General features: G+C 64.1%; 22 protein-coding genes. 17 read left to right on the top strand and 5 right to left on the bottom strand.

Going from position 1 to position 20,318, the window contains the following annotated elements; translation table 11 throughout:
• The first annotated feature begins 69 nt into the window (after positions 1-69).
• The 9 genes from QMK31_RS03795 (at position 70) to QMK31_RS03755 (ending at position 7,374) form a co-directional block, all read left to right on the top strand.
• A complete protein-coding gene (locus QMK31_RS03795) occupies positions 70-1,863 on the top strand; it encodes an acetolactate synthase large subunit (RefSeq protein WP_283499587.1) in 1,794 nt (597 codons plus the stop codon).
• 2 nt (positions 1,864-1,865) lie between these two features.
• Entirely contained in the window at positions 1,866-2,375 is a 510-nt protein-coding gene (gene ilvN / locus QMK31_RS03790; protein WP_283499586.1) for an acetolactate synthase small subunit, read from the top strand.
• A gap of 44 nt (positions 2,376-2,419) precedes the next feature.
• Entirely contained in the window at positions 2,420-3,448 is a 1,029-nt protein-coding gene (gene ilvC / locus QMK31_RS03785; RefSeq protein WP_283499585.1) for a ketol-acid reductoisomerase, read from the top strand.
• 80 nt (positions 3,449-3,528) lie between these two features.
• Positions 3,529-4,194: a DUF998 domain-containing protein gene (locus QMK31_RS03780; protein WP_283499584.1), complete on the top strand. Its 666-nt coding sequence runs from the start codon at positions 3,529-3,531 to the stop codon at positions 4,192-4,194.
• Positions 4,195-4,422: 228 nt separating this feature from the next.
• Entirely contained in the window at positions 4,423-4,680 is a 258-nt protein-coding gene (locus QMK31_RS03775) for a hypothetical protein (protein ID WP_283499583.1), read from the top strand.
• A gap of 57 nt (positions 4,681-4,737) precedes the next feature.
• Positions 4,738-4,881, top strand: coding sequence for a BBE domain-containing protein (locus QMK31_RS03770; RefSeq protein ID WP_283499582.1), 144 nt, complete (start codon positions 4,738-4,740; stop codon positions 4,879-4,881).
• Between the two features lie 220 nt (positions 4,882-5,101).
• A complete protein-coding gene (locus QMK31_RS03765; RefSeq protein ID WP_283499581.1) occupies positions 5,102-6,400 on the top strand; it encodes an Nramp family divalent metal transporter in 1,299 nt (432 codons plus the stop codon).
• A 30-nt stretch (positions 6,401-6,430) separates the two neighbouring features.
• A complete protein-coding gene (locus tag QMK31_RS03760) occupies positions 6,431-7,021 on the top strand; it encodes a hypothetical protein (protein ID WP_283499580.1) in 591 nt (196 codons plus the stop codon).
• A complete protein-coding gene (locus tag QMK31_RS03755; RefSeq protein ID WP_283499579.1) occupies positions 7,018-7,374 on the top strand; it encodes a hypothetical protein in 357 nt (118 codons plus the stop codon). Before QMK31_RS03760 ends, QMK31_RS03755 begins: the two co-directional genes overlap by 4 nt.
• On the opposite strand, the gene QMK31_RS03750 is transcribed toward QMK31_RS03755, so the two are convergent.
• Positions 7,371-7,766: a DoxX family protein gene (locus QMK31_RS03750; protein ID WP_283499578.1), complete on the bottom strand. Its 396-nt coding sequence runs from the start codon at positions 7,764-7,766 to the stop codon at positions 7,371-7,373. The two genes, QMK31_RS03755 and QMK31_RS03750, sit on opposite strands and share 4 nt — an antisense overlap.
• A gap of 86 nt (positions 7,767-7,852) precedes the next feature.
• On the opposite strand from QMK31_RS03750, the gene serA reads away from it, so the two are divergent.
• Positions 7,853-9,445: a phosphoglycerate dehydrogenase gene (serA, locus tag QMK31_RS03745; protein WP_283499577.1), complete on the top strand. Its 1,593-nt coding sequence runs from the start codon at positions 7,853-7,855 to the stop codon at positions 9,443-9,445.
• A gap of 63 nt (positions 9,446-9,508) precedes the next feature.
• On the opposite strand, the gene QMK31_RS03740 is transcribed toward serA, so the two are convergent.
• The gene (locus QMK31_RS03740; RefSeq protein ID WP_283499576.1) at positions 9,509-10,069 is read right to left on the bottom strand and encodes a TetR/AcrR family transcriptional regulator; all 561 of its coding nucleotides are present in this window, start codon (positions 10,067-10,069) and stop codon (positions 9,509-9,511) included.
• A gap of 259 nt (positions 10,070-10,328) precedes the next feature.
• Between QMK31_RS03740 and QMK31_RS03735 the strand changes: the two genes are divergently transcribed.
• Positions 10,329-11,846, top strand: coding sequence for an MFS transporter (locus QMK31_RS03735; protein WP_283499818.1), 1,518 nt, complete (start codon positions 10,329-10,331; stop codon positions 11,844-11,846).
• A gap of 289 nt (positions 11,847-12,135) precedes the next feature.
• On the top strand, positions 12,136-13,113 hold the full coding sequence (locus QMK31_RS03730) for a putative endonuclease domain-containing protein (protein WP_283499575.1): 978 nt from the start codon (positions 12,136-12,138) through the stop codon (positions 13,111-13,113).
• Positions 13,114-13,312: 199 nt separating this feature from the next.
• Here QMK31_RS03730 and QMK31_RS03725 read toward each other — a convergent pair whose 3' ends face one another.
• Positions 13,313-13,564 carry a DUF6458 family protein gene (locus QMK31_RS03725; protein WP_283499574.1) on the bottom strand — a complete coding sequence of 84 codons (252 nt, stop codon included), beginning with the start codon at positions 13,562-13,564 and terminating at the stop codon, positions 13,313-13,315.
• 123 nt (positions 13,565-13,687) lie between these two features.
• Here QMK31_RS03725 and QMK31_RS03720 point away from each other — a divergent pair, with 123 nt between their 5' ends.
• From QMK31_RS03720 to QMK31_RS03710, 3 genes are read left to right on the top strand one after another with little or no spacing between them, the layout of a single operon-like run.
• Entirely contained in the window at positions 13,688-14,758 is a 1,071-nt protein-coding gene (locus tag QMK31_RS03720) for a 3-isopropylmalate dehydrogenase (protein ID WP_283499573.1), read from the top strand.
• Positions 14,755-15,852 carry a branched-chain amino acid aminotransferase gene (locus QMK31_RS03715; RefSeq protein WP_283499572.1) on the top strand — a complete coding sequence of 366 codons (1,098 nt, stop codon included), beginning with the start codon at positions 14,755-14,757 and terminating at the stop codon, positions 15,850-15,852. The genes QMK31_RS03720 and QMK31_RS03715 overlap by 4 nt, the downstream gene beginning before the upstream one ends.
• A gap of 33 nt (positions 15,853-15,885) precedes the next feature.
• Positions 15,886-16,623 (top strand): fumarylacetoacetate hydrolase family protein, encoded by a 738-nt coding sequence (locus QMK31_RS03710; protein ID WP_283499571.1) that lies wholly within the window; start codon positions 15,886-15,888, stop codon positions 16,621-16,623.
• Positions 16,624-16,628: 5 nt separating this feature from the next.
• On the opposite strand, the gene QMK31_RS03705 is transcribed toward QMK31_RS03710, so the two are convergent.
• On the bottom strand, positions 16,629-17,300 hold the full coding sequence (locus tag QMK31_RS03705; RefSeq protein ID WP_283499570.1) for a TetR/AcrR family transcriptional regulator: 672 nt from the start codon (positions 17,298-17,300) through the stop codon (positions 16,629-16,631).
• 92 nt (positions 17,301-17,392) lie between these two features.
• Here QMK31_RS03705 and QMK31_RS03700 point away from each other — a divergent pair, with 92 nt between their 5' ends.
• Together QMK31_RS03700 and QMK31_RS03695 are read left to right on the top strand one after the other, a co-directional pair.
• Positions 17,393-18,427: an NADP-dependent oxidoreductase gene (locus QMK31_RS03700; protein ID WP_283499569.1), complete on the top strand. Its 1,035-nt coding sequence runs from the start codon at positions 17,393-17,395 to the stop codon at positions 18,425-18,427.
• Between the two features lie 36 nt (positions 18,428-18,463).
• Complete coding sequence (locus QMK31_RS03695; protein WP_283499568.1) at positions 18,464-19,171, top strand: type 1 glutamine amidotransferase domain-containing protein; 708 nt, start codon at positions 18,464-18,466, stop codon at positions 19,169-19,171.
• 40 nt (positions 19,172-19,211) lie between these two features.
• On the opposite strand, the gene QMK31_RS03690 is transcribed toward QMK31_RS03695, so the two are convergent.
• The gene (locus QMK31_RS03690; protein ID WP_283499567.1) at positions 19,212-20,285 is read right to left on the bottom strand and encodes an aminotransferase class V-fold PLP-dependent enzyme; all 1,074 of its coding nucleotides are present in this window, start codon (positions 20,283-20,285) and stop codon (positions 19,212-19,214) included.
• Positions 20,286-20,318 lie beyond the last annotated feature (33 nt).

The following is a 20,318-nucleotide window of genomic DNA, read 5'->3' as shown; positions in this document are numbered from 1 at the left end:
CCCGGGTGCCCGTGAGGGCAACCGGTTCAATGTCGAAACGACCGATTTCGAAGTAGGGATTCAACGATCATGACCACGGAAACCACTCCCGTGCCCTCGGCTCCAGCGTCTACCGAGCCGGAAATGCTCACCGGTTCCGGTGCGATCATTCGCACCCTCGAACTGCTCGGTGTCACCGACGTCTTCGGCATTCCTGGCGGCGCCGTCATACCGCTCTACGACGAGCTCATGACCCAGACCAAGATTCGCCACATCCTGGTGCGGCACGAACAGGGCGCCGGCCACGCCGCCGAGGGCTACGCCTCCGCGACCGGTCGCGTCGGCGTCGCCATTGCCACCAGCGGTCCCGGTGCCACCAACCTCGTCACCGCCATAGCGGATGCCTACATGGACTCGGTGCCGCTGCTCGCGATCACCGGTCAGGTGTTCTCGACCTCGATGGGCACGGACGCCTTTCAAGAAGCTGACATTATCGGCATCACCATGCCGATCACCAAGCACTCCTTCCTCGCCCGTCGCGCCGAAGAGATCCCGGCCGCGATCGCTTCCGCCTATCACATCGCCTCCACCGGCCGCCCCGGACCGGTGCTCGTGGACATCACCAAAGACGCGCAGCAGAACCTGGCGCCGTTCATCTGGCCGCCCAAGCTCGACCTGCCCGGCTACCGGCCGATCGTCAAAGCGCACGGCAAGCAGGTGCAGGCGGCAGCCCAGCTGCTGCTGGCCGCCAAGAAGCCGGTGCTTTACGTGGGCGGCGGCGTCATCCGCGCGCACGCATCCGCTGAACTGCTCGTGCTCGCCGAGGCGACCGGTGCCCCGGTCGTGACGACGCTCATGGCTCGCGGCGCGTTTCCCGACTCGCACCCGCAGCACCTCGGAATGCCGGGCATGCACGGCACGGTTCCGGCCGTGCTCGCGTTGCAGGAGAGCGACCTCATCATTTCGTTCGGAGCTCGCTTCGACGACCGGGTAACCGGAAAAATCAGCGAATTCGCCCCCAACGCGAAGATCGTGCACGTTGACGTTGACCCGGCGGAGATCTCCAAGATCCGCATGGCCGATGTACCAATTGTTGGTGATGCCAAAGATGTCATCGCCGACCTCACCCTGGCCTTTGCCGATGCAGCCCAGGGCTCCACGCCGGACACCATTGAGTGGTGGACCTACCTCAGCGGGCTGAAGGAAGAATTTCCGCTCGGCTTCACCGAGCCAACCGACGGGCTCCTGGCCCCGCAGTATGTGATCCAGCGCATTGGTGAGCTCACCGGTCCCGAAGCTGTGTACGCGGCCGGCGTTGGCCAACATCAGATGTGGGCGGCGCAGTACATCAAGTACGAGCGGCCGAACTCCTGGCTCAACTCCGGCGGCGCCGGCACCATGGGCTATTCCGTTCCGGCGGCTATGGGCGCGAAGGTGGCCGAGCCAGACCGCGTGGTCTGGTCTATTGACGGTGACGGCTGCTTCCAGATGACCAATCAGGAACTTGCCACCTGCACGATCAACAACATTCCGATCAAGGTCGCGATCATCAACAACTCCTCGCTCGGCATGGTGCGCCAGTGGCAGTCGCTGTTCTACGATGGCCGCCACTCCTTCACCGACCTCAACACCGGACACGGCACCGCCATGGTGCCCGACTTCGTGAAGATGGCGGATGCCTATGGCGCGCTGGGCATTCGGGTCACCAGCAAGGACCAGGTGGATGACGCCATCAAGCTGGCCCTCGCCACCAACGACCGCCCGGTCGTGATCGACTTCATCGTGAGCCCCGGCGCCATGGTCTGGCCGATGGTTCCGCAGGGTGTCAGCAACAGTTTCGTTCAGTACGCCAAAGACCACGCACCAACCTGGGGAGACGAGTAACCGTGACGAGCCATGTTCTGAGTCTGCTCGTCGAGGACAAGCCCGGCCTGCTCACACGCGTTGCCGGACTGTTTGCGCGGCGTGGGTTCAACATTGAAAGCCTGGCGGTGGGCCCGAGCGAAATCGTGGGCCTGTCCCGCATCACCATTCTCGTGGATGTCGAGGGCGTGCCGCTTGAGCAGGTGACCAAGCAGCTCAACAAGCTGATCAACGTGATCAAAATTGTTGAACTCGATGCTGCCCAGTCGGTGCAGCGCGACCACCTGCTCATCAAGGTCAAGGTCGACAACACCACACGCTCGCAGGTTCTCGAAGCGGTCACCCTGTTTCGGGCCCGCGTTGTTGACGTCTCCACCGATGCTGTTGTCATCGAGGTCACCGGCGGGTCGGGCAAGACCCAGGCCCTCTTGCGGGTGCTCGAGCCCTACGGCATTCGTGAGATTGCCCAGTCCGGGCTGCTGGCCATTGGCCGCGGATCAAAGTCCATCACCGAACGAGTCTTCAAAAACTAACGCTGTTCAGCTTTTCTAACCATCAACTCACTAGGAGAAACACATTGTCTGAGATTTTCTACGACAAAGACGCCGACCTGTCGATCATTCAGGGCAAAAAGGTAGCCGTCATCGGCTACGGCTCGCAGGGCCACGCCCATGCGCAGAACCTGCGCGACTCCGGCGTTGAGGTGAAGATTGGTCTGAAGGACGGCTCCAAGAGCAAGGCCAAGGCTGAAGAAGCGGGCTTCACCGTGCTCTCCACAGCGGATGCCGCGGCCTGGGCCGACGTCATCGTCATCCTCGCGCCCGACCAGGTGCAGCGTCACCTGTACAAGGACGATGTACTGCCGAACTTGACTGCCGGCAAGGCGCTCGTCTTCGGACACGGTTTCAACATCCGCTTTGGTTACATCGAAGCCCCCGACGGCGTCGACGTCGTTATGGTCGCTCCCAAGGGACCCGGCCACACCGTGCGTCGCGAATTCGAGGCCGGCCGCGGCGTTCCCGTGATCGTTGCCGTGGAGAAGGACGCGTCGGGCAACGCCTGGCCGCTCACCCTCAGCTACGCTAAGGCGATCGGTGGCCTGCGCGCTGCCGGCATCAAGACCACCTTCACCGAAGAGACCGAAACCGACCTGTTCGGCGAGCAGGCCGTGCTTTGCGGTGGTACCTCGCAGCTCATTCAGTACGGCTTTGAGGTTCTCACCGAGGCCGGCTACCAGCCGCAGGTTGCCTACTTTGAGGTGCTGCACGAGCTCAAGCTCATCGTCGACCTCATGTGGGAGGGCGGCATCGCCAAGCAGCGTTGGAGCGTCTCCGACACCGCCGAATACGGCGACTACGTCTCCGGCCCGCGGGTCATCGACCCGAGCGTCAAGGAGAACATGAAGGCCGTTCTCGCCGACATTCAGAGCGGCGCGTTCGCCGAGCGTTTCATCGCCGATCAGGACAACGGCGGAGTCGAGTTCCTTGCCCTGCGCAAAAAGGGTGAAGAGCACCCGATCGAGGCCACCGGCCGGAGCCTCCGCAAGCTCTTCGCGTGGAACGCCTCCACCGACGACGACTACACCGACGGCTCGGTCTCGCGCTAAGCATCCGCTGAACCAATCCGCATGACATAAGGGGCCCTCGTTCGCGAGGGTCCCTTCGTTTTTTTCTGAAGGATGGTCGCATGGCAGCGCACGACACAGGCACCCGCCGGTGGCGACGGTGGAGCGCGACGGTTGCGATGGTGGGCGTCGTGCTTTACGTGCTCATCGACGTGGTTCTGCAGTTTCTGCCGCCGCACTACAGCCCGATCAGCGACGCCGAAAGCAATCTCGCCGTCGGCCCGTACGGCTGGGTGATGAACCTCAACTTTCTGGGCCGCGCGGTGTTCTGCGCCGCCGCCGTCGTGGCGATCGCCCTGACCAGCCGGGCCCTGCCGCCTCCGCGCCGAGATCACTTGCTCGGCACCGGCCTCGTGCTGTTGCTGGTGGGGGGAGCCAGTTCGGCCGTGCTCGCCGTCTTTCCCACCGACGTGAGCGCGTCCCACGAGAGTACCCTGCACGCGTCGACCACCGTCGGCGTCATCCATCTCGCGGTGGCCTCCTTCGGCTTTGTCACGGCGCTCGTCGCGATTCTGCTGCTGACTGGCTGGCTGTGGCTGCGCCGCGTGTTGCCGCGGGCGCTGCCGTGGGCGGTCGCCTGCGCGGCGCTCACCCTGGCCGGGCTGCTCCTGGTCGTCGCTGCGAGCACCTGGCTGCCGGGCGTGATCGGCGCCGCCGAACGCGCTGCCCTGCTGGGCATTCTGGGGTGGACTTTTTCGGTGACCGCGGGCATCCGGCAGATCAAATAATGCCTTGTCAGGTGGCGAGGGAGTGCCACCATGGATTGCGGGATCCAAAGGAGGATTGGCTGTTCCGGTCGGTGTCGTGTCGGGTACGGGCATTGCCGGGCTCACCCTGGGCGGAGGCTTCGGGTGGCAGACCCGGGGCACGGCCTCACAATCGACAACCTCGATGAGGTCGAGCTCGTGACCGCCGCCGGCGAGATCATTTGATCGAGTTCGACGGAGAATTCTGAATTGTTCTGGGGCGTGCGTGGCGGCGGCGGCAATTTCGGTGTGGTTTCCTCGTTCACGTTTCGAGCGCATCCGCTGCGCCGACTAGTGTATTGCAGAAATTTGATCTACCGGCCGCACAACTGGCAGGGGGCCCTCCGTGCCTACGCCGAGTGGACCGCGACCGTGCCCGACGAACTCACCTCGATCGTGTCGTTCCTGGTGCCGCCGCCCGACTGGGAACTCGGCGACGCCCCGCTCATGCTGTTCGGATTCGCGTAGCTTGCGACCGACCTGGCGGCCGGCCAAGACGTCATCGACGCGCTGTGCGAGAGGGCGGTGCCCGACATCGACCTCCGCGAACCGACGTCCTGGGCAACGTGGCAGAGCGCCGCCGACGAGCTGAAACGACTCGTCGCGCTCAAGCGGCAGTATGACCCGCAGAATGTGTTTCGCCAGAATCACAACATTCCGCCGGATTGAGCGAGCCGACACCGGGTATCGGCGCGACAAACGCGCTGTTCGCCCCCAATCTGGGGTGTTAGTGACGTTTTGCGGTCGAGGGGTCACGTAGAGTCGAGCAATACGCCGGTGTCACCACCGGTTGTTCTGGTCCTGTGCACCGACGCACAGCTTGGTCGCTGGTAATCCGTCACAGGGATGCCGGTGGGACCGCCCGCTCCACTCGCGTAAGGCCGACACTATGACCTCAGGCAAGAACCTCGACGATTCGAAGCCGGTAGCGCCGGTCGACCTCGAGCCCGGAAAACTTCCCAAGTGGAAGATCGTTGGCCCCGGACTCGTCGTGGCCGCCACCGGTGTGGGAGCGGCCGACATGGTCGCCACCCTTGTGGCCGGCTCACGCTACGGCTACGCCCTGCTCTGGGCGGTCATCCTCGGTGTTATTCTCAAAATCGTGCTGGTCGAGGGCGCCGGTCGATACACCCTCGCCACCGGCAAGACCATCTTCGAGGGCTGGCGGTCGCTCGGCAAGTGGACCACCTGGTACTTCGGCCCGTACATCATGCTGTGGGGCTTCGTCTACGGTGCCACCGCCATGTCCTCGGCCGCCCTGCCCCTCGCGGCACTCTTCCCGGCCCTTCCGTTGCCGGTGTGGGCGGTCGTGATGGGCCTCGCCGGACTCACCATGGTCTGGTTCGGGCGCTACGCCATCTTCGAGAAGATCACCGCGGCGCTCGTGGGCATCATGTTCATCACTGTCGTCGGTCTCGCCGTCATCGCCGTACCCAACTTTCCGGCCATGCTGCGCGGCCTCGTGCCGATCATTCCCGAGGGCGGTGTGCTCTATACGCTCGCCCTCGCTGGCGGCGTCGGCGGCACCATCACCCTGGCCGCCTACGGCTACTGGCTGCGCGAAAAGGGCTGGTCAACGCCGCGCTGGATGAAAGTCATGCGTATCGACAACCGCATGGCCTACGTTATGACCGGCATCTTCGTCGTCGCGATGCTCATCGTTGGTGCCGAAGTGGTCGGTGCCGCCGGCATCACCCTGAGCGCTGGTGACAAGGGTCTGCTCGACCTCTCCACGGTGCTCAACGAGAAGTACGGCGTCGTGGTCGGAACCGGCTTCCTGGTGGGTTTCTGGGCGGCATCCTTCTCATCGATCATCGGCGTGTGGAACGGTGTGAGCCTCATGTTCGCCGACTTCTGGGGCAACATGCGCGGCAAAAAGTCTGGTCACCGCGACACGCTGGTCGGCGGCAAATACTTCAAGTTCTACCTGTTGTGGCTCACCTTTCCGCCGATGATCCTGTTTTTGCTCGGTTCACCGATCGGACTCATCCTCGCCTACGGCGTGCTCGGCTCGCTGTTCATGCCGTTCCTCGCCATCACCCTGCTGGGGCTGCTGAACGGCAAGCGCATTCCGAAGGAATGGCGCAACCGCTGGTTCACCAACATCGCCCTGAGCATCTGTGCCCTGCTCTTCATCATTCTGGGTGTCCAGCAACTGATCACGGCCGTCAACCCGCTGTTCGGCTAGCCACGGCCCACAACCGGATACTCTGGAAAAATGAATCCGAGACGCGACGACGACGCACTGAACTGGGCCGGTGACGACGACCCGACGCTGCAGGAGGGAAGCGCCGATTCGGCGAGGACCGAACGTGTCGGCCTGCCAGAGGGATGGACCATTCCGCAGGTTTCGACGGACCACCCGGTCGCGCCCGACACTCCGACGGATGCCGGCACTCCGACGGGTGCCAGCACCACGACGGATGCCGGCACCACAGCGGATGCTGACACCGTCGAATCCGACGGCGCCCAGTCAGACGCTGCAGAGCCCGACGGCGCGGCAGTGAGTTCTGCCGCCCTGGTCGGCATGGGGATCCTCGCCGGGATGTACCTGTTGTACTCGATCGGCTGGTTCATCGCGGCCGCCCGTCTCTCTTCCCAGTCTCTGGTCGTCAGCACGGCTGACCCGGTCGCCGAGTTCATGACGTCGTTGGGCGGCTGGCTTGCGGTGGCGGCACCGCTGGTCTGGTTCGGATCGACGTTCTGGCTCACAATGAGTCGGCCGCGCGCGCGGTGGGTTTTTCTGCTGCTCGGCGTTGTCGTGTTGATTCCGTTTCCTTTTCTTGTCGGATCGGGGCAGCCGCTATGAGTGAGATTGAGACCACAGTGCTGCAGCACCGCCGGCGCCCGCGCTGGCTTCTGCTAGCCATCGCCCTGTTCATGGCACTCTTCTACGCCTACGACGTCTGGGAAGCGATCGGCAACCTGGTCGGTTTGAACCTGCAGGCGCAGTCCCTCAACACCCAGCTGAGCGGCTTCGGCTGGGCCGTGCTCATCTTCGGAGTACTCCTGCCGGTGCTGGTCTATGCCCTGGCCTACTGGCTCGGCCGCGACCGCGCCTTCGGAGTGCAGGCCCTAACCCTGTTCGTCGGACTCTGCGCGGTCGCCGCCGTGTCGCTCGACATTACCGAGGTGTTCAGCCTGGCCAGACTGATCGTCTAGAGCACCGACACCACGATTAGTCCCATCAACACCAGCTGGGCAATGAGTCGGGGAACAAACGGGATCGCCACCCGCCCGAACCGTTTCGGGTGCCGCGCTGCGTAGGCGTTGGCCGGAAATACCGCCGCCAGGAACACCACGAGCGCCCCGGCCGCGACCACCACGGTCGGTGGATAGAGCAATCCCAGCCCGCCGACCACCTCGCAGATCCCGGTGAACAGCACGAGATTGACCGGGCTGGCCAGGCCGCTGTGGCGCAGGCGCGGCGGGATCATCGCCGCCATGGTGCGCTGCACCGAGGGCAGAAAGTGGGTAATACCGGCCCCGATAAAAACCAGTGCCAGAACAATGCGCAGCGCCAGTTGGAGTCCGTCTATTACGTCGTTGCTCATTGGTCTATTGTGCAGCCGGTAGGGTGGAAATTGAGTAGCGCCCTCTGTCGCGCCGCCGACACTTGCAATCTAAGGATCCGATTTTATTGTCGAAGCCCGTCGTCCTGATCGCCGAAGAACTTTCCCCCGCCACCGTCGATGCCCTCGGGCCCGACTTTGACATCCACCAGGTCGACGGCACGGATCGCTCCGCGCTATTCGCCGAGCTTGCCACCGCGCAGGCCGTTTTGGTGCGCTCTGCCACCAAAATGGATGCAGAAGCCATCCAGGCTGCTCCCTTCCTGAAGGTCATTGCCCGTGCGGGCGTCGGCCTCGATAACGTCGACATCAAGGCAGCCACAGCGGCCGGCGTCATGGTCGTCAACGCTCCCACCTCTAACATCATCTCGGCCGCCGAGCTGACCGTGGGGCACATCCTGAGCCTGGCCCGTCACATCCCGGCCGCTTCCGGCGCCCTCGCCGATGGAGCGTGGAAACGCTCCAAGTACACCGGCACCGAGCTGTACGAGAAGACCATCGGCATCATCGGTCTCGGCCGGATCGGTGCGCTCATCACCGCTCGCATGCAGGCCTTCGGCACCAACGTCATCGCTTACGACCCCTACATCACCTCGGCTCGCGCCCAGCAGCTCGGCGTGACCCCGGTCAGTCTCGACGAACTGCTCGCGCAGTCCGACTTCGTCACGATCCACATGCCGAAGACCCCGGAGACCACCGGCATGATCGGTGCCGCACAGCTCAAGCTGATGAAGCCGACCGCATTCGTCGTCAACGTCGCCCGCGGCGGACTCATCGACGAAGATGCGCTGCACGAGGCACTGGTTGCCGGCACCATCGCTGGCGCCGGCCTCGACGTGTTCGTGAGCGAACCGCCTACCGGTTCGCCGCTGCTCGGCCTCGACAACATCATCACGACCCCGCACCTCGGCGCGTCGACCGACGAAGCCCAGGAGAAGGCCGGCGTTTCCGTGGCCAAGTCCGTGCGCCTCGCGCTCTCCGGCGAGCTCGTTCCCGACGCGGTCAACGTGGCTGGCGGCGTCATTGACCCCTATGTGCGTCCCGGCATCCCGCTGGTGGAAAAGCTCGGCCAGGTCTTCTCCGGCCTCGCCGCACACAGCCCGCTCACAAGCGTGGACATCGAGGTACGCGGCGAACTGGTCGAGTACGACGTCAGTGTGCTCAAGCTCGCCGCGCTCAAGGGTATCTTCACGAACGTGGTCAGCGAAACCGTCTCGTACGTCAACGCACCGTTGTTAGCCGAGCAGCGCGGTGTCACCGTGCGTATGCTCACCGACGCCGAATCGCCCGAGTACCGCAACGTGATCACCCTGCGCGGTGCCCTCGCCGACGGCTCGCAGGTCTCAGTTTCGGGCACGTTGACGGGTACCAAGCAGATCGAAAAGATCGTTGAGATCAACGGCTACGACGTCGAGGTTCCGTTCGCTAAGAACCTCATCGTCATGCTCTACGCGGATCGCCCGGGAATCGTCGCGGTTTACGGTCGCGAGTTCGGCGACGCCAACATCAATATCGCGGGCATGCAGGTCGCCCGTGACGTGGCTGGCGGCAAGGCGTTGAGCGTGCTGACCGTCGACTCCGAGGTTCCGGCCGGGTTACTCGCCGCCGTGCGCACCGCGATCGACGCCGAGATTATGGTGGAGATCGACCTCACCGAGTAGGTTCCTGCAGAACGGATGCGAGCGGGTGCCTGCCATGCAGGCGCCCGCTTTTTTCGTGTCGACTCAGGTCGGCAGGAGTCGCCCGATCAGGGCGATCAGCCGCGTCATTGCCGCATCGGTGTGATCCTGTGGCGCCAGTTCGTTTTCGGCAAGTGAGCTGTTCACGTAGAGTCCGTCGCTGATCAGCATGATCGCCTGCGCGACATCCGGGTCGTGCACGGCGTCTTCGATCACCGAGAGCCAGCGTCGACGAATCTCTGTGAGCACCTGCACGGCACGGGGGTCCCGCCCCTGCGCGAGCCGGGAGCCGGCGATGTAGGCGCGATCAAGCGGGCTGCCGGTGTGCACCGATGTGCGAATGAGGTAATCCACCTGGCCGGCTGGGGCGGTGCGGATGTTGTCGGCGTCTTCGAGGGCGAGCGCGTCGAGGCGGGCCAGCAGGCCGTCAATCAGGGCGTCTTTCGAAGCGAAGTGGTACAGCAATCCGCCCTTGGATACCGCGGCCGCCGCCGCGACGGCCTCGAGGGTGGCGGAGCGTTCGCCGCCTTCGACCAGCAGTTCCTCGAAGGCGTCGAGCAGCCGATCCCGAGTGGGAACGGATGGCACAGCGGCATTTTTCGACATAGGGGCCATGGTAACGAACACGCAGACTGTCGGTGAGGCACGAGCGGACTAGACAACTATACCGTCTAGCCGGTACAGTAAATGCTGTTGCTCCGCCGATGGCGGTCGAGAATCAACCCAGAAAGTGAACGAGATCGTGTCTGTCCCCGCTGTTCCCACCAATTCCGTCGTGCTACCCCGAGTCGACCGTGCTGCCGAGGCCCAGGCGGCCCGTAATCGCGCAGTCCCAGCGCGCGGCGCTCAGCTGGCAGGCTCCGGCATAACCGGGCACGCGTCATCCGCTCTGCCGGTGCAGCACGACCGTCGGCGCTGGTGGGCGCTGGCCGTGCTGATGCTGCCGGTGCTGCTCGTCTCGATCGACAACACCGTGCTCAATTTTGCGTTGCCGGCCATCTCGACGGCCACCCTGCCGACCGGCGTGCAGTTGCTCTGGATGGTCGATATCTACCCGCTGGTACTGGCCGGACTGCTCGTGCCCATGGGCAGCCTCGGCGACCGCATCGGGCGTCGTCGCCTGTTGCTGATTGGCTCGACCGGGTTCGGTGTGGTGTCGGTGTTCGCGGCGTTCGCCCCGAGCATCGAGGGCCTCATCATTGCCAGGGCGGCACTCGGATTCTTTGGTGCGATGCTGATGCCGTCGACCCTGTCGCTGCTGCGCACCACCTTCGTCGATCGCGACCAGCGTCGCCTCGCCATCGCGATCTGGGCCACCGGGTTCGCGGCCGGCAGCGCCCTCGGGCCGGTTGTTGGCGGCATTCTGCTCGAACATTTCGCCTGGGGCTCGGTGTTTCTGCTCGCCGTTCCCGTTTTGCTGCCGCTGCTCGTGCTGGCGCCACTTCTGGTCACAGAGTCGCGTGACCCCCACCCCGGACGCATCGACTTTCTGAGCATCGCCCTCTCGCTGGGCACCATGCTGCCGATCGTCTACGGCATCAAGAGCATCGCCGAGCACGGTGTGAGCTGGCTCACCCTGGCCCCGATCGCGCTCGGCTTGGGCCTCGGCGTCTGGTTTGTGCGCCGGCAGCTGCGCGTGCCGAACCCCATGCTCGACATGGGCCTGTTTCGGCGCGGCGCGTTCAGCGGTGCCGTCGGCGTCAACCTGCTCAGTGTGACGGCGCTCGTGGGGTGCCTGTTCTTCATCTCGCAGCACCTGCAACTCGTGCTCGGACTCTCGCCGTTATCGGCCGGACTCGTGCTGGTTCCCGGCTTGGCCGCGATGATCGTGGCGGGACTACTGATCGTGCCGATCGCCCGCCGGGTGCGACCGTCGCGGGTCGTGCCGCTCGCGCTGCTGGTGTCGGTCGCTGGGTTCGCGTCGATCGCCCTGCGCGGCGGGCAGATCGATGCCTTCTCCATTGGCGTAGCCTTCGTGCTGCTCGGCATCGGAATCGGCGCGGCTGAAACCGTCTCGAACGAGCTCATCGTGGCGACGGCGCCGGCCGATAAGGCGGGCGCGGCATCCGCTGTGTCGGAGACGGCTTACGAACTGGGAGCGGTGCTCGGAACGGCCGTTCTTGGCACCATTCTCACCGTGTCGTACCGCGCGGCGGTGCTGCTGCCCGAGGGGCTGACTGCCGCCGAGCGGCTGGCCGCCGGCGAAACGCTCGGTGGGGCCGTGGCAGTGGCCGAGCAGCTACCCGCCGGGGTTGCCGAGCAGCTGCTCGATTCGGCGCGGCACGCCTTCGACAGCGGCGTCGGCCTCACAGCCTGGATCGGCGTGGCCCTCGTGCTCGGGGCGGCCGTCGTGGCGCTGGTCGCGCTGCGCCGGGCCCGCTAGGGCATTCCGGGGAGTCGCGGTGCGCTGCTGCGCCCCGCGGGCGTTCTGCCGTCTCCGCGCGGGAAGTGCACAAGCTCGGAGATTTTCGAGACACGCCGCATGTGGCCACTCCGCTGGCCGCGAGTCGCAAATTTGTCCGAGGAAAGGCGCACTCGTACCGGTCTCCTCTCCTATCCGGTGGCTCGCATTATGTTCGGGGCGGCTCCTCCACTGTTGGCCCCTGGCCTCCGAAGTGCACTGTTGTGGGGTTTGTCGCCTTCGTGAGGTCCACCCGTTGCACGCTGGCATCATGGTGGCATTGCACGTTATCTGCTCGCTGGGACACGTGGCCACGTGCGATGAACTGTTTTCGCGCGGGGTCAGCGCCGGGCGAATTCGAGCCGAGATCGCTTCCGGCGTCATTAAGCGCGCGGCTCGGGGGATCTACATTTGTCGCCATTCGGATGCCGACCAGCGTGTGGCCGCCTCGTCTCGCGCGCAGATCGATTGCGTCAGCGCTGTTCGGCGGGCACGAGTTTGGTCCGGACTCGGCTTCGATCTTCACCTGCGCAGGTTGCCTCACGCCCACCCCGGTGGAGCTCATCGCGCCTCACGTGAGCTCGCCGCAGAAAATGCGCTGCATACCAATGCGTCTCAGGTTGCGGATGCATCCGGTCGGCCGGTGCGTGTGCACTGGACCAAACTGCGCTTCTCGGATGCCGGGCAGTCGTGGCTCGTCTCGCCGATGAATGCGGTGTGGCAAGCCATCCATTGTTTAGACGAGGAGAATGCGATCGCCTGCCTCGAGTCAGCGGTGCACATGGAGTATCTGACTATCGACCAGGTGCAGGAAATTGGTCGGGCTGCCCCGGCGCGATTGCAGAGCGGTATCCGAGAGATGGAATTCACCTCGGATTCCGGTCTGGAGACGGTGGTTCGCCGACGTCTGCGTCACGCCGGGTTTTCCGTGGTCGCCCAGGTGCATGTTAACGGGCTCGGTGACGAGGACCTCGTCGTTGACGACTTTGTGGCGCTTGAAACCGATGGGGAGAAATGGCACGGGGCTGACCGGTTTCAGGCAGACCGCGACCGGGATCTACTCGCCGAGGGACTTGGTCGACGAACATTGCGCCTTACCCACAAGCACGTCATGTTTGAATGGGAAACAACGCTGGCCACCATTGAGCGCGTCGTTGCCGACGCCAAGCGCGCACGGTGGCAACCCGCCAGGCTGGGTGGACGATCATCCGCGAGAATCTCCGAGATTACGACCGGTTTCGATTCCTGACGGGCCCAGCCGCGAAAAATCTCCGAGGTTACGGCCCAGCGAGTCGGGACGCTCGAAAAACTTCGAGCATACGAGCACTGGCGGCGCATAAACTCGGAGAAATTCGCGACACACCGTGCTACACGAAAGCGAACGCGGCGTGTCGCGAAAATCTCCGAGCTTAGCTCGCTGGCGCAACCGGCTGCGCCGAGCCCGCTAGTTACAGGTCGTCGATCGAGTTCTCGCGACGGGTGACCTGCTCGCCGTTCGCCGGGTCGGCGATGGTGCGCGTCGTGCTCACGCTATTGCGGCGGCGCGTCATCAGCGCGATGCCGAGCACCGTCACGAGGGCGCCGGCCGCGAGCAGAATGTATCCGACGAGCTGCAGGTCCACTCCGGTGACCGTGATGTCGAGGGCCCACACCAGAATGGCGCCGACGACCAGCAGAAAGATTCCCAGTCCGATACTCATGATGTCCTTCTTTCCGTTGGTTGTGCTGTGGTGGTGCGCTGGTGACCAGCCTAGGCAGTTCAGCGAGAAAGGTAAGGTTTCACTATACGTATTTCAGTTGTTCGTTGATTGGTTCGGAGCCGCATGTCTCGCACTATCAAACTCGCAGTCATTCCCGGAGACGGGATTGGACCGGAAGTTGTCGCCGAGGCCGTCAAGGTGCTGGGCGCTGTCACCGCCCGAGATGACGTCACAATTGAGACGAGCACCTTTGAGCTGGGTGCTGCTCGGTTTCTCAAGACCGGTGACGTGCTCACGGATGCCGACCTCGCGTCGATCCAGCAGCACGACGCCATTCTGCTTGGCGCCGTCGGAGGCGTTCCGGGCGATCCACGCCTCAAAGACGCCAACATCGAGCGCGGATTGCTGCTCGGCCTACGCTTCGCGCTCGATCACTATGTGAACCTGCGCCCGTGCACGATTTACCCGGGCGTGACAAGCCCCCTCGCATCTCCCGGCGTGGTCGACTTCATCGTCGTGCGGGAGGGAACCGAGGGCCCGTATGTGGGCAACGGCGGCGCCATCCGCCGGGGCACAGCCCAAGAAGTCGCCAACGAGGTCTCCGTCAACACTGCCTTCGGGGTGGAACGTGTTGTGCGGCATGCTTTCGAGGTGGCCCAGGGGCGCGACCGTAAACGCCTCACCCTGGTGCACAAGACCAACGTTCTCGTGTTCGCCGGCAGCCTGTGGCAGCGCATCGTGAATGAGGTAGCCGCCGAATACCCCCAGATTGAGGTTGAATACCTGCACGTTGACGCGGCAACGATCTTCTTCGTCACAAATCCGAGTAGATTCGATGTCATCGTCACCGATAACCTCTTTGGCGACATTCTCACCGACCTGGCGGCGGCAATCAGCGGCGGCATCGGCCTGGCGGCCTCCGGCAATATCAACCCCACGGGTCGCTTTCCCAGCATGTTCGAGCCGGTGCACGGCTCGGCCCCCGATATCGCCGGCCAGCAACTCGCTGACCCGACCGCGGCCATCCTCTCGGTGGCGCTGCTGCTCGACCACCTCGGGCTGACGGATGCCGCGGCTCGCGTCAACGAGGCGGTGGCCGACGACCTGGCACGACGCTCGGCTCTCGTGCGACGCAGCACCGCCGAGGTGGGAGATGCCATCGTGACACTTCTGACAGACAAGGTACTGAAATGACCGTGACTTTCCCCCTGACTTTTGCTCTCACTCCGTCGACCGACGCGCGCGCCGAAGCCGAACGCGACGAGATCCTCGCCGACCCGGGTTTTGGCAAGCATTTCACCGACCACATGGTCACGATCGACTGGTCGGTCGACGCCGGCTGGCACGACGCCCGCGTCACGCCCTACGGTCCGTTGCTGCTCGACCCCGCCTCCTCGGTGCTGCACTACGGCCAGGAGATCTTCGAGGGCCTCAAGGCGTACCGGCACGCCGACAACTCCATCTGGACTTTCCGGCCCGAGAAGAACGCCGAGCGCCTGCAGCGCTCGGCGCACCGTCTCGCGCTCCCCGAACTCTCGGTTCCGGACTTCATCGAGTCGGTGAAGCAGATGGTTGCTATCGACGGCGATTGGGTGCCGTCCGCTCCCGAAACCAGCCTCTACCTGCGCCCCTTCATGATCGCCAATGAGAGTTTTCTCGGCGTGCGCGCCGCCCACAAGGTGAGTTTCTACGTGATCGCGAGCCCGGCCGGTGCCTACTTTGCCGACGGCGTTGCCCCGGTGAAGATCTGGCTGTCAACCGAATATTCCCGGGCCGGCCGCGGCGGCACCGGCGCGGCCAAGTGCGGCGGCAATTACGCCGCGTCGCTGCTGCCCCAAATGGAGGCCTACGAGAACGGCTGCGCCCAGGTGCTCTTTCTCGACGGCGAGACCAGCAGTCACATTGATGAACTCGGCGGCATGAATGTGTTCTTCGTGCACGGCACCGACACGCTCGTTACTCCCCGCCTCACGGGAGCTATTCTCGAAGGCGTCACCCGGGACAGCATCATGCAGCTCGCCCGCGACCGCGGTATGACCGTTGAGGAGCGTGACGTGACGCTGGGGGAGTGGCGTGAGGGTGTCGCATCCGGTGCCATCACCGAGGTGTTCGCCTGTGGAACCGCCGCCGTCGTCACCCCGATCGGCCAGCTCAAGGCCAAGGACTTCACGATCGGCCAAGCGGATGCCCCGGCCGGCCAGATCACCCTGTCGCTGCGCCAGGAGCTCACCGATATTCAGTACGGCCGCCTGCCCGACCGCCACGGCTGGCTCACCCGCCTAGACTGAAGCTTTTGGCCTTGACGGGCGGGAATGGGACACGTGAAGATCGCACGCTACAGCTATCAGGGCGCCATCGCGTTCGGCATCGTTGACGACGACGAACTGGTCGTGCTCACCAGCGACCCCATGTTCGCCGGTTTTGACACGACCGGCGACCGGGTGGCCCTGGCCGACGTGAAGCTGCTCGCGCCGGTGATTCCTCGCTCGAAAATTGTGGCGGTGCAGGCACTCGGCGCCGAACCCGATTTCGTGCTCCGGCCCAATACCGCCGTCGTCGGCCCGAATGATGCCATCGTGCTGCCCGCAGCCTCTGAACGGGTCGAAGTCGACGGCCAGCTGGCCATCATCATCGGCAAGATCGCCAAGAACGTTACGGCAGCGGATGCCCTCAGCCGCGTCTTCGGCTACACGGTTGCGACCGTGGTCACCGCCGCCGATCTTGCCGGGATTTCGGCGACTCGTGCCGGCGGTTTTGATACCTTTTTGCCGCTCGGACCGATCATTGAGACTGAATTCGACGATGCAGCGACGCCATTGCGTGGGCTCATCAACGATGAGGAGTTTCAGGCGGTTGACCTTGATGAACACGATGCAACAACGGAAAACACCATAGCCGCGCTCGTGGCTTTCGCCTCGAGCGTGTTCACCCTGCTGCCCGGAGACGTAATTTTGACCGGAGCGTTAGAAGCCCCCGCCGCTGTTGTCGACGGAGACACGGTCACCATGTCGATCGCCGGCATTGGAGCTCTCGTCAATCCCGCCGTACGCCCGGTCTGAGTTTCTCAGCGGTCGGAGTTTGCGAACCACACTCGGATCTGATTCGACGCCGTGTTCAGTAGTGCGACCGCCTCGTTGCGATTTACCCTGGCCACCAGCATCGCGCTCATCGACAGGGACGCCAGGGTGCGCACCCGCTCGTCGAGACTGCTCTTCGCTGCGTCACTAACACCATCCCTGTGGGCGACATCGCCCTTGGCGGCGGCAGCGCCACCGGCTGTTCCTGCTGCAGGCGCCAGCCCGGCAGACGCGAGCGCCAAGCGCAGGGCACCGGTCAACTCGCTGCGGTAGCTCTCGACGACAGCACGGGCCGGGTCGTCGTGAGCGGCAAGGCCCGCCGCGCAATTGACCAGCAGGCAGCCGCTTCGGAGGGAATCGTCGGCGAGATTGGCCGTCGAGCGTGCCAGACTATCGAAATACTCCAGAAGCGCGCTGGCGTCTGTAGCCCCCGAGCGCAGCACGGTCAGGCGGGGGCGGATGACCGTCTCGAGGTAGTCAGCGACCGCGGCATCAAAGAGGCCCCGCTTACTTCCGAAGGCGTGGTACAGGCTGGACCGACCCAGGCCGGTCGCCGCTTCCAGATCGGCCAGGGATGCTGCCTCGTAGCCCTTATTCCAGAACAGGTCGCGGGCAGCTTGTACGACCACAGTGTTGTCGAAGGTCTGTAGCCGCCCCATGTTGACTCCTGGTTCTGTGGATCAAATTTTGTGTACCGATAGGTTCACTATATAGTAAAACGATCGTTACAAAACTAGCAGAGGAGCCCACCATGGCAGTTTCCAACGTCAGTACCCAGATTCAGTTGGTGAATCGTCCGGTTGGCTGGCCAACGGCGGCGGATTTTCGAACGGTGAGTGTTGACCTGCCGGAGCTTGAATCGGGACAGGTTCGAGTCAGAAATGAGTTCATCTCTGTTGATCCCTATATGCGCGGTCGGATGAATGACGTAAAGAGCTACGTGCCGCCGTTCGCGCTCGGCGAAACCATGACCGGCGGGGCTGTTGGCCGGGTCGTCGCATCCGCTAATGACGCCTTTGCGGTGGGCGACGCTGTCTCTCACCAGTACGGCTGGCGCGACCTGGCGCAGGAGGGCGGGGCCGGTTTTCGCGTCGTTCCCGAACTCCCCGGCGTTCCGCTCTCGGCTTACCTCGGTGTGCTCGGCATGACGGCCCTCACCGCCTACGTTGGTTTACTCGAAGTCGCCAAGTTGAAGCAGGGCGACACCGTCTTCGTTTCGGGTGCGGCAGGGGCAGTCGGAAGTATGGTCGGTCAGATCGCGCGGCTCAAGGGCGCCACGCGCGTGATCGGTTCCGCCGGCTCGGCCGAGAAGGTGGCCCTTCTCACCAGCAAGTACGGGTTCGATGCCGCCTTTAACTACAAGGATGGTGCGATTAAGCGCCAACTCGCAGCTGCGGCACCCGATGGCATCGACGTCTACTTCGACAACGTAGGCGGTGAGCACCTTGAGGCGGCCCTGGACTCCTTCAACGACGGCGGGCGTGCCGCTATGTGCGGCGCAATCTCCCTCTACAACAGCGAGGATGCCCCAGCGGGCCCGAACAACCTCTCAAATATCGTGACCAGGGGGCTGACCCTCACCGGCTTCACGGTGGGAAACTTTTGGAGCTTTCTCCCGGCATTTTCCACTGAAATGGCGAACTGGCTCGCCTCGGGCGAGATCGTCTTCGATGAGACCGTCGTAGACGGGGTTGAGAACAGCGTCGATGCGTTCCTCGGCCTCATGCGCGGCGAGAACACCGGCAAGATGGTCGTCCGCACGGGCGACTCCGTTTCAGCACTCTAAAACACACGTCCCGACCCGATCACTATTGGAGACCACATGACCAACGTACTTTTTGTCGTCAGCGCCGCTGACCACTGGACCCTCAACGATGGCAGCTTGCACCCCACCGGTTACTGGGCTGAGGAATTCGCTGAGCCGCACCGGCTGTTCAGCGCGGCCGGATATCAGATCAGCATCGCCACGCCGGGTGGAGTAGCTCCCACCATTGATGCCGTCAGTCTGCGAGCGGATGCTGCGGGGGGAGAAGAGCGCGTTGGGCACATCATTGACTACATTGGAACCATTTCGGACCAGCTCGATGAACCACTTCGCCTAGAGGACGTCACGGTCAGCGACTACGACGTGGTCTTCTACCCTGGTGGCCACGGACCAATGGAAGACCTCGCGGTTGATGCCGTTTCCGGGAGCATTCTTACCGAAGCCCTCGACACCGGTCGCATAGTCGGTGTGCTGTGCCACGCACCCGCCGCCCTGCTCGCAGCCAAACGCGTTGATGGCAGCTGGCCATTTTCTGGCTACCGCATGACCGGCTTCACCAACGCCGAAGAAACGCTCGGTGGCCTGGCGCCGAAAGCGCCGTGGCTGGTGCAGAGCCGACTCGTTGAACTGGGCGCAGACTTTGTTGCTGGCGAGTCGTTCGCTGCGCACCTTGAGATTGATCGCAATCTCTTTACTGGCCAGAACCCCGCTTCGTCGGCCGACCTCGCCGGGGCCATCATTAAGGCTGTCGCTCAGAAGCAGTAACGACTCGAAGCGCTCGTGGGTTCGGCGCTCCATATTTTGGTTAGGGTCGCAGGGCCGCTACGGCGAGGTTCACATCGTCATCGTCGTTGAAGAGGTGGAAGGCGACGCGGGCCCGCCCCGCCCGGCCCGAAGCCGTGATCTGTGCGGCGGTGAGACGGGCGAGGTCGCGGCCATCGGCATCCGGCCAGCTGATGATGGCCTGGTCGAGGCGGGGCAGGTCGAGGCGGTCGCACAGGGCATTGCCCAGGCCGATGCAGTGCGCGCGTACCTCGGCCATGTCGATGCTGCAGAACATGTCGATGGCCGGCTCGGCACCAACCCAGGCCGGCCAGGCCGGTGATACGTCAAAGCGGCGTGCCGTGGGTGCGAGTGTCATGGCTGGTCCGTAACAGGATGCCCACAGGTCGTCCCCGGCATACCAGCCGGCGTTGATCGGGTGCAGCTCGAGAGCAAATGCATCGTTGACCGTGAAGAAGGCGACGCCGCGCGGGGCGCCGAGCCACTTGTAGCTGTGGCAGATGGTCGCGTCGAAGAGTGACGCGTCGACCGGCATCCACCCGGCGGCCTGGGTCGTGTCGCACAGGGTGAAGGTGTTCGTTGTTAGCGCGGCGGCGCGGATAGCATCGGTGTCGGCGAGGGTTCCGGTGGCGGATTGCACGAGGGAGAAGGCCACGAGCCAAGTATTCTCGCTGAGGCTCTCGGCCAAATCGGCTAAGGCGACCTGCCGAACGGTCACGCCGCGGTGGGCCTGCGCCAGGAACGGAAACACCATGGAGCTGAAATCACCGCGCGGAAGCACGACTTCGGCGCCATCGGGGATGCTCGCAGCGACCATGCCAGCCATTACCGAGGTCTGTGAACCAATCGCCACCCGCTCTGGCGTGACGTTCACCAGGTCGGCGTAGCCGGAGCGCACGCGTTCAACGGTCTCACCGTAGCGGGAGGCGCAGGCGTCTCCGCGGGCCCAGACCTCGGTGTCGGCCCGCATCGCGGCGATCGTGTCGATCGTCGGCAGCCCGAGGGTGCAGGCGGCGAGGTAGCCGCGCCCCGAGGTATAGCGACCGCGCGCTTCGGCCAGGGGCACGGTGCTCGTGCGAGTCGGTGCGGAGGTCATGACTCCAGTGTGGCCGCCTTGCATTCATGCGAC

It is taken from the genome of Cryobacterium sp. PH31-O1 (assembly GCF_030063455.1).
Classification (GTDB): domain Bacteria; phylum Actinomycetota; class Actinomycetes; order Actinomycetales; family Microbacteriaceae; genus Cryobacterium.
This window is presented reverse-complemented; position numbering and strand designations above follow the sequence as displayed.

Excerpts from the sequence above, each read along its gene's own strand:
- QMK31_RS03780 (WP_283499584.1), top strand. The coding sequence starts at position 3,529 with ATGGCAGCGCACGACACAGGCACCCGCCGGTGGCGACGGTGGAGCGCG.
- QMK31_RS03700 (WP_283499569.1), top strand. The coding sequence starts at position 17,393 with ATGGCAGTTTCCAACGTCAGTACCCAGATTCAGTTGGTGAATCGTCCG.
- QMK31_RS03765 (WP_283499581.1), top strand. The coding sequence starts at position 5,102 with ATGACCTCAGGCAAGAACCTCGACGATTCGAAGCCGGTAGCGCCGGTC.
- QMK31_RS03695 (WP_283499568.1), top strand. The coding sequence starts at position 18,464 with ATGACCAACGTACTTTTTGTCGTCAGCGCCGCTGACCACTGGACCCTC.
- QMK31_RS03705 (WP_283499570.1), bottom strand. The coding sequence starts at position 17,300 with ATGGGGCGGCTACAGACCTTCGACAACACTGTGGTCGTACAAGCTGCC.
- QMK31_RS03720 (WP_283499573.1), top strand. The coding sequence starts at position 13,688 with ATGTCTCGCACTATCAAACTCGCAGTCATTCCCGGAGACGGGATTGGA.
- QMK31_RS03715 (WP_283499572.1), top strand. The coding sequence starts at position 14,755 with ATGACCGTGACTTTCCCCCTGACTTTTGCTCTCACTCCGTCGACCGAC.
- QMK31_RS03755 (WP_283499579.1), top strand. The coding sequence starts at position 7,018 with ATGAGTGAGATTGAGACCACAGTGCTGCAGCACCGCCGGCGCCCGCGC.
- QMK31_RS03740 (WP_283499576.1), bottom strand. The coding sequence starts at position 10,069 with ATGTCGAAAAATGCCGCTGTGCCATCCGTTCCCACTCGGGATCGGCTG.
- QMK31_RS03760 (WP_283499580.1), top strand. The coding sequence starts at position 6,431 with ATGAATCCGAGACGCGACGACGACGCACTGAACTGGGCCGGTGACGAC.
- QMK31_RS03690 (WP_283499567.1), bottom strand. The coding sequence starts at position 20,285 with ATGACCTCCGCACCGACTCGCACGAGCACCGTGCCCCTGGCCGAAGCG.
- QMK31_RS03750 (WP_283499578.1), bottom strand. The coding sequence starts at position 7,766 with ATGAGCAACGACGTAATAGACGGACTCCAACTGGCGCTGCGCATTGTT.
- QMK31_RS03730 (WP_283499575.1), top strand. The coding sequence starts at position 12,136 with ATGGTGGCATTGCACGTTATCTGCTCGCTGGGACACGTGGCCACGTGC.
- QMK31_RS03725 (WP_283499574.1), bottom strand. The coding sequence starts at position 13,564 with ATGAGTATCGGACTGGGAATCTTTCTGCTGGTCGTCGGCGCCATTCTG.
- QMK31_RS03795 (WP_283499587.1), top strand. The coding sequence starts at position 70 with ATGACCACGGAAACCACTCCCGTGCCCTCGGCTCCAGCGTCTACCGAG.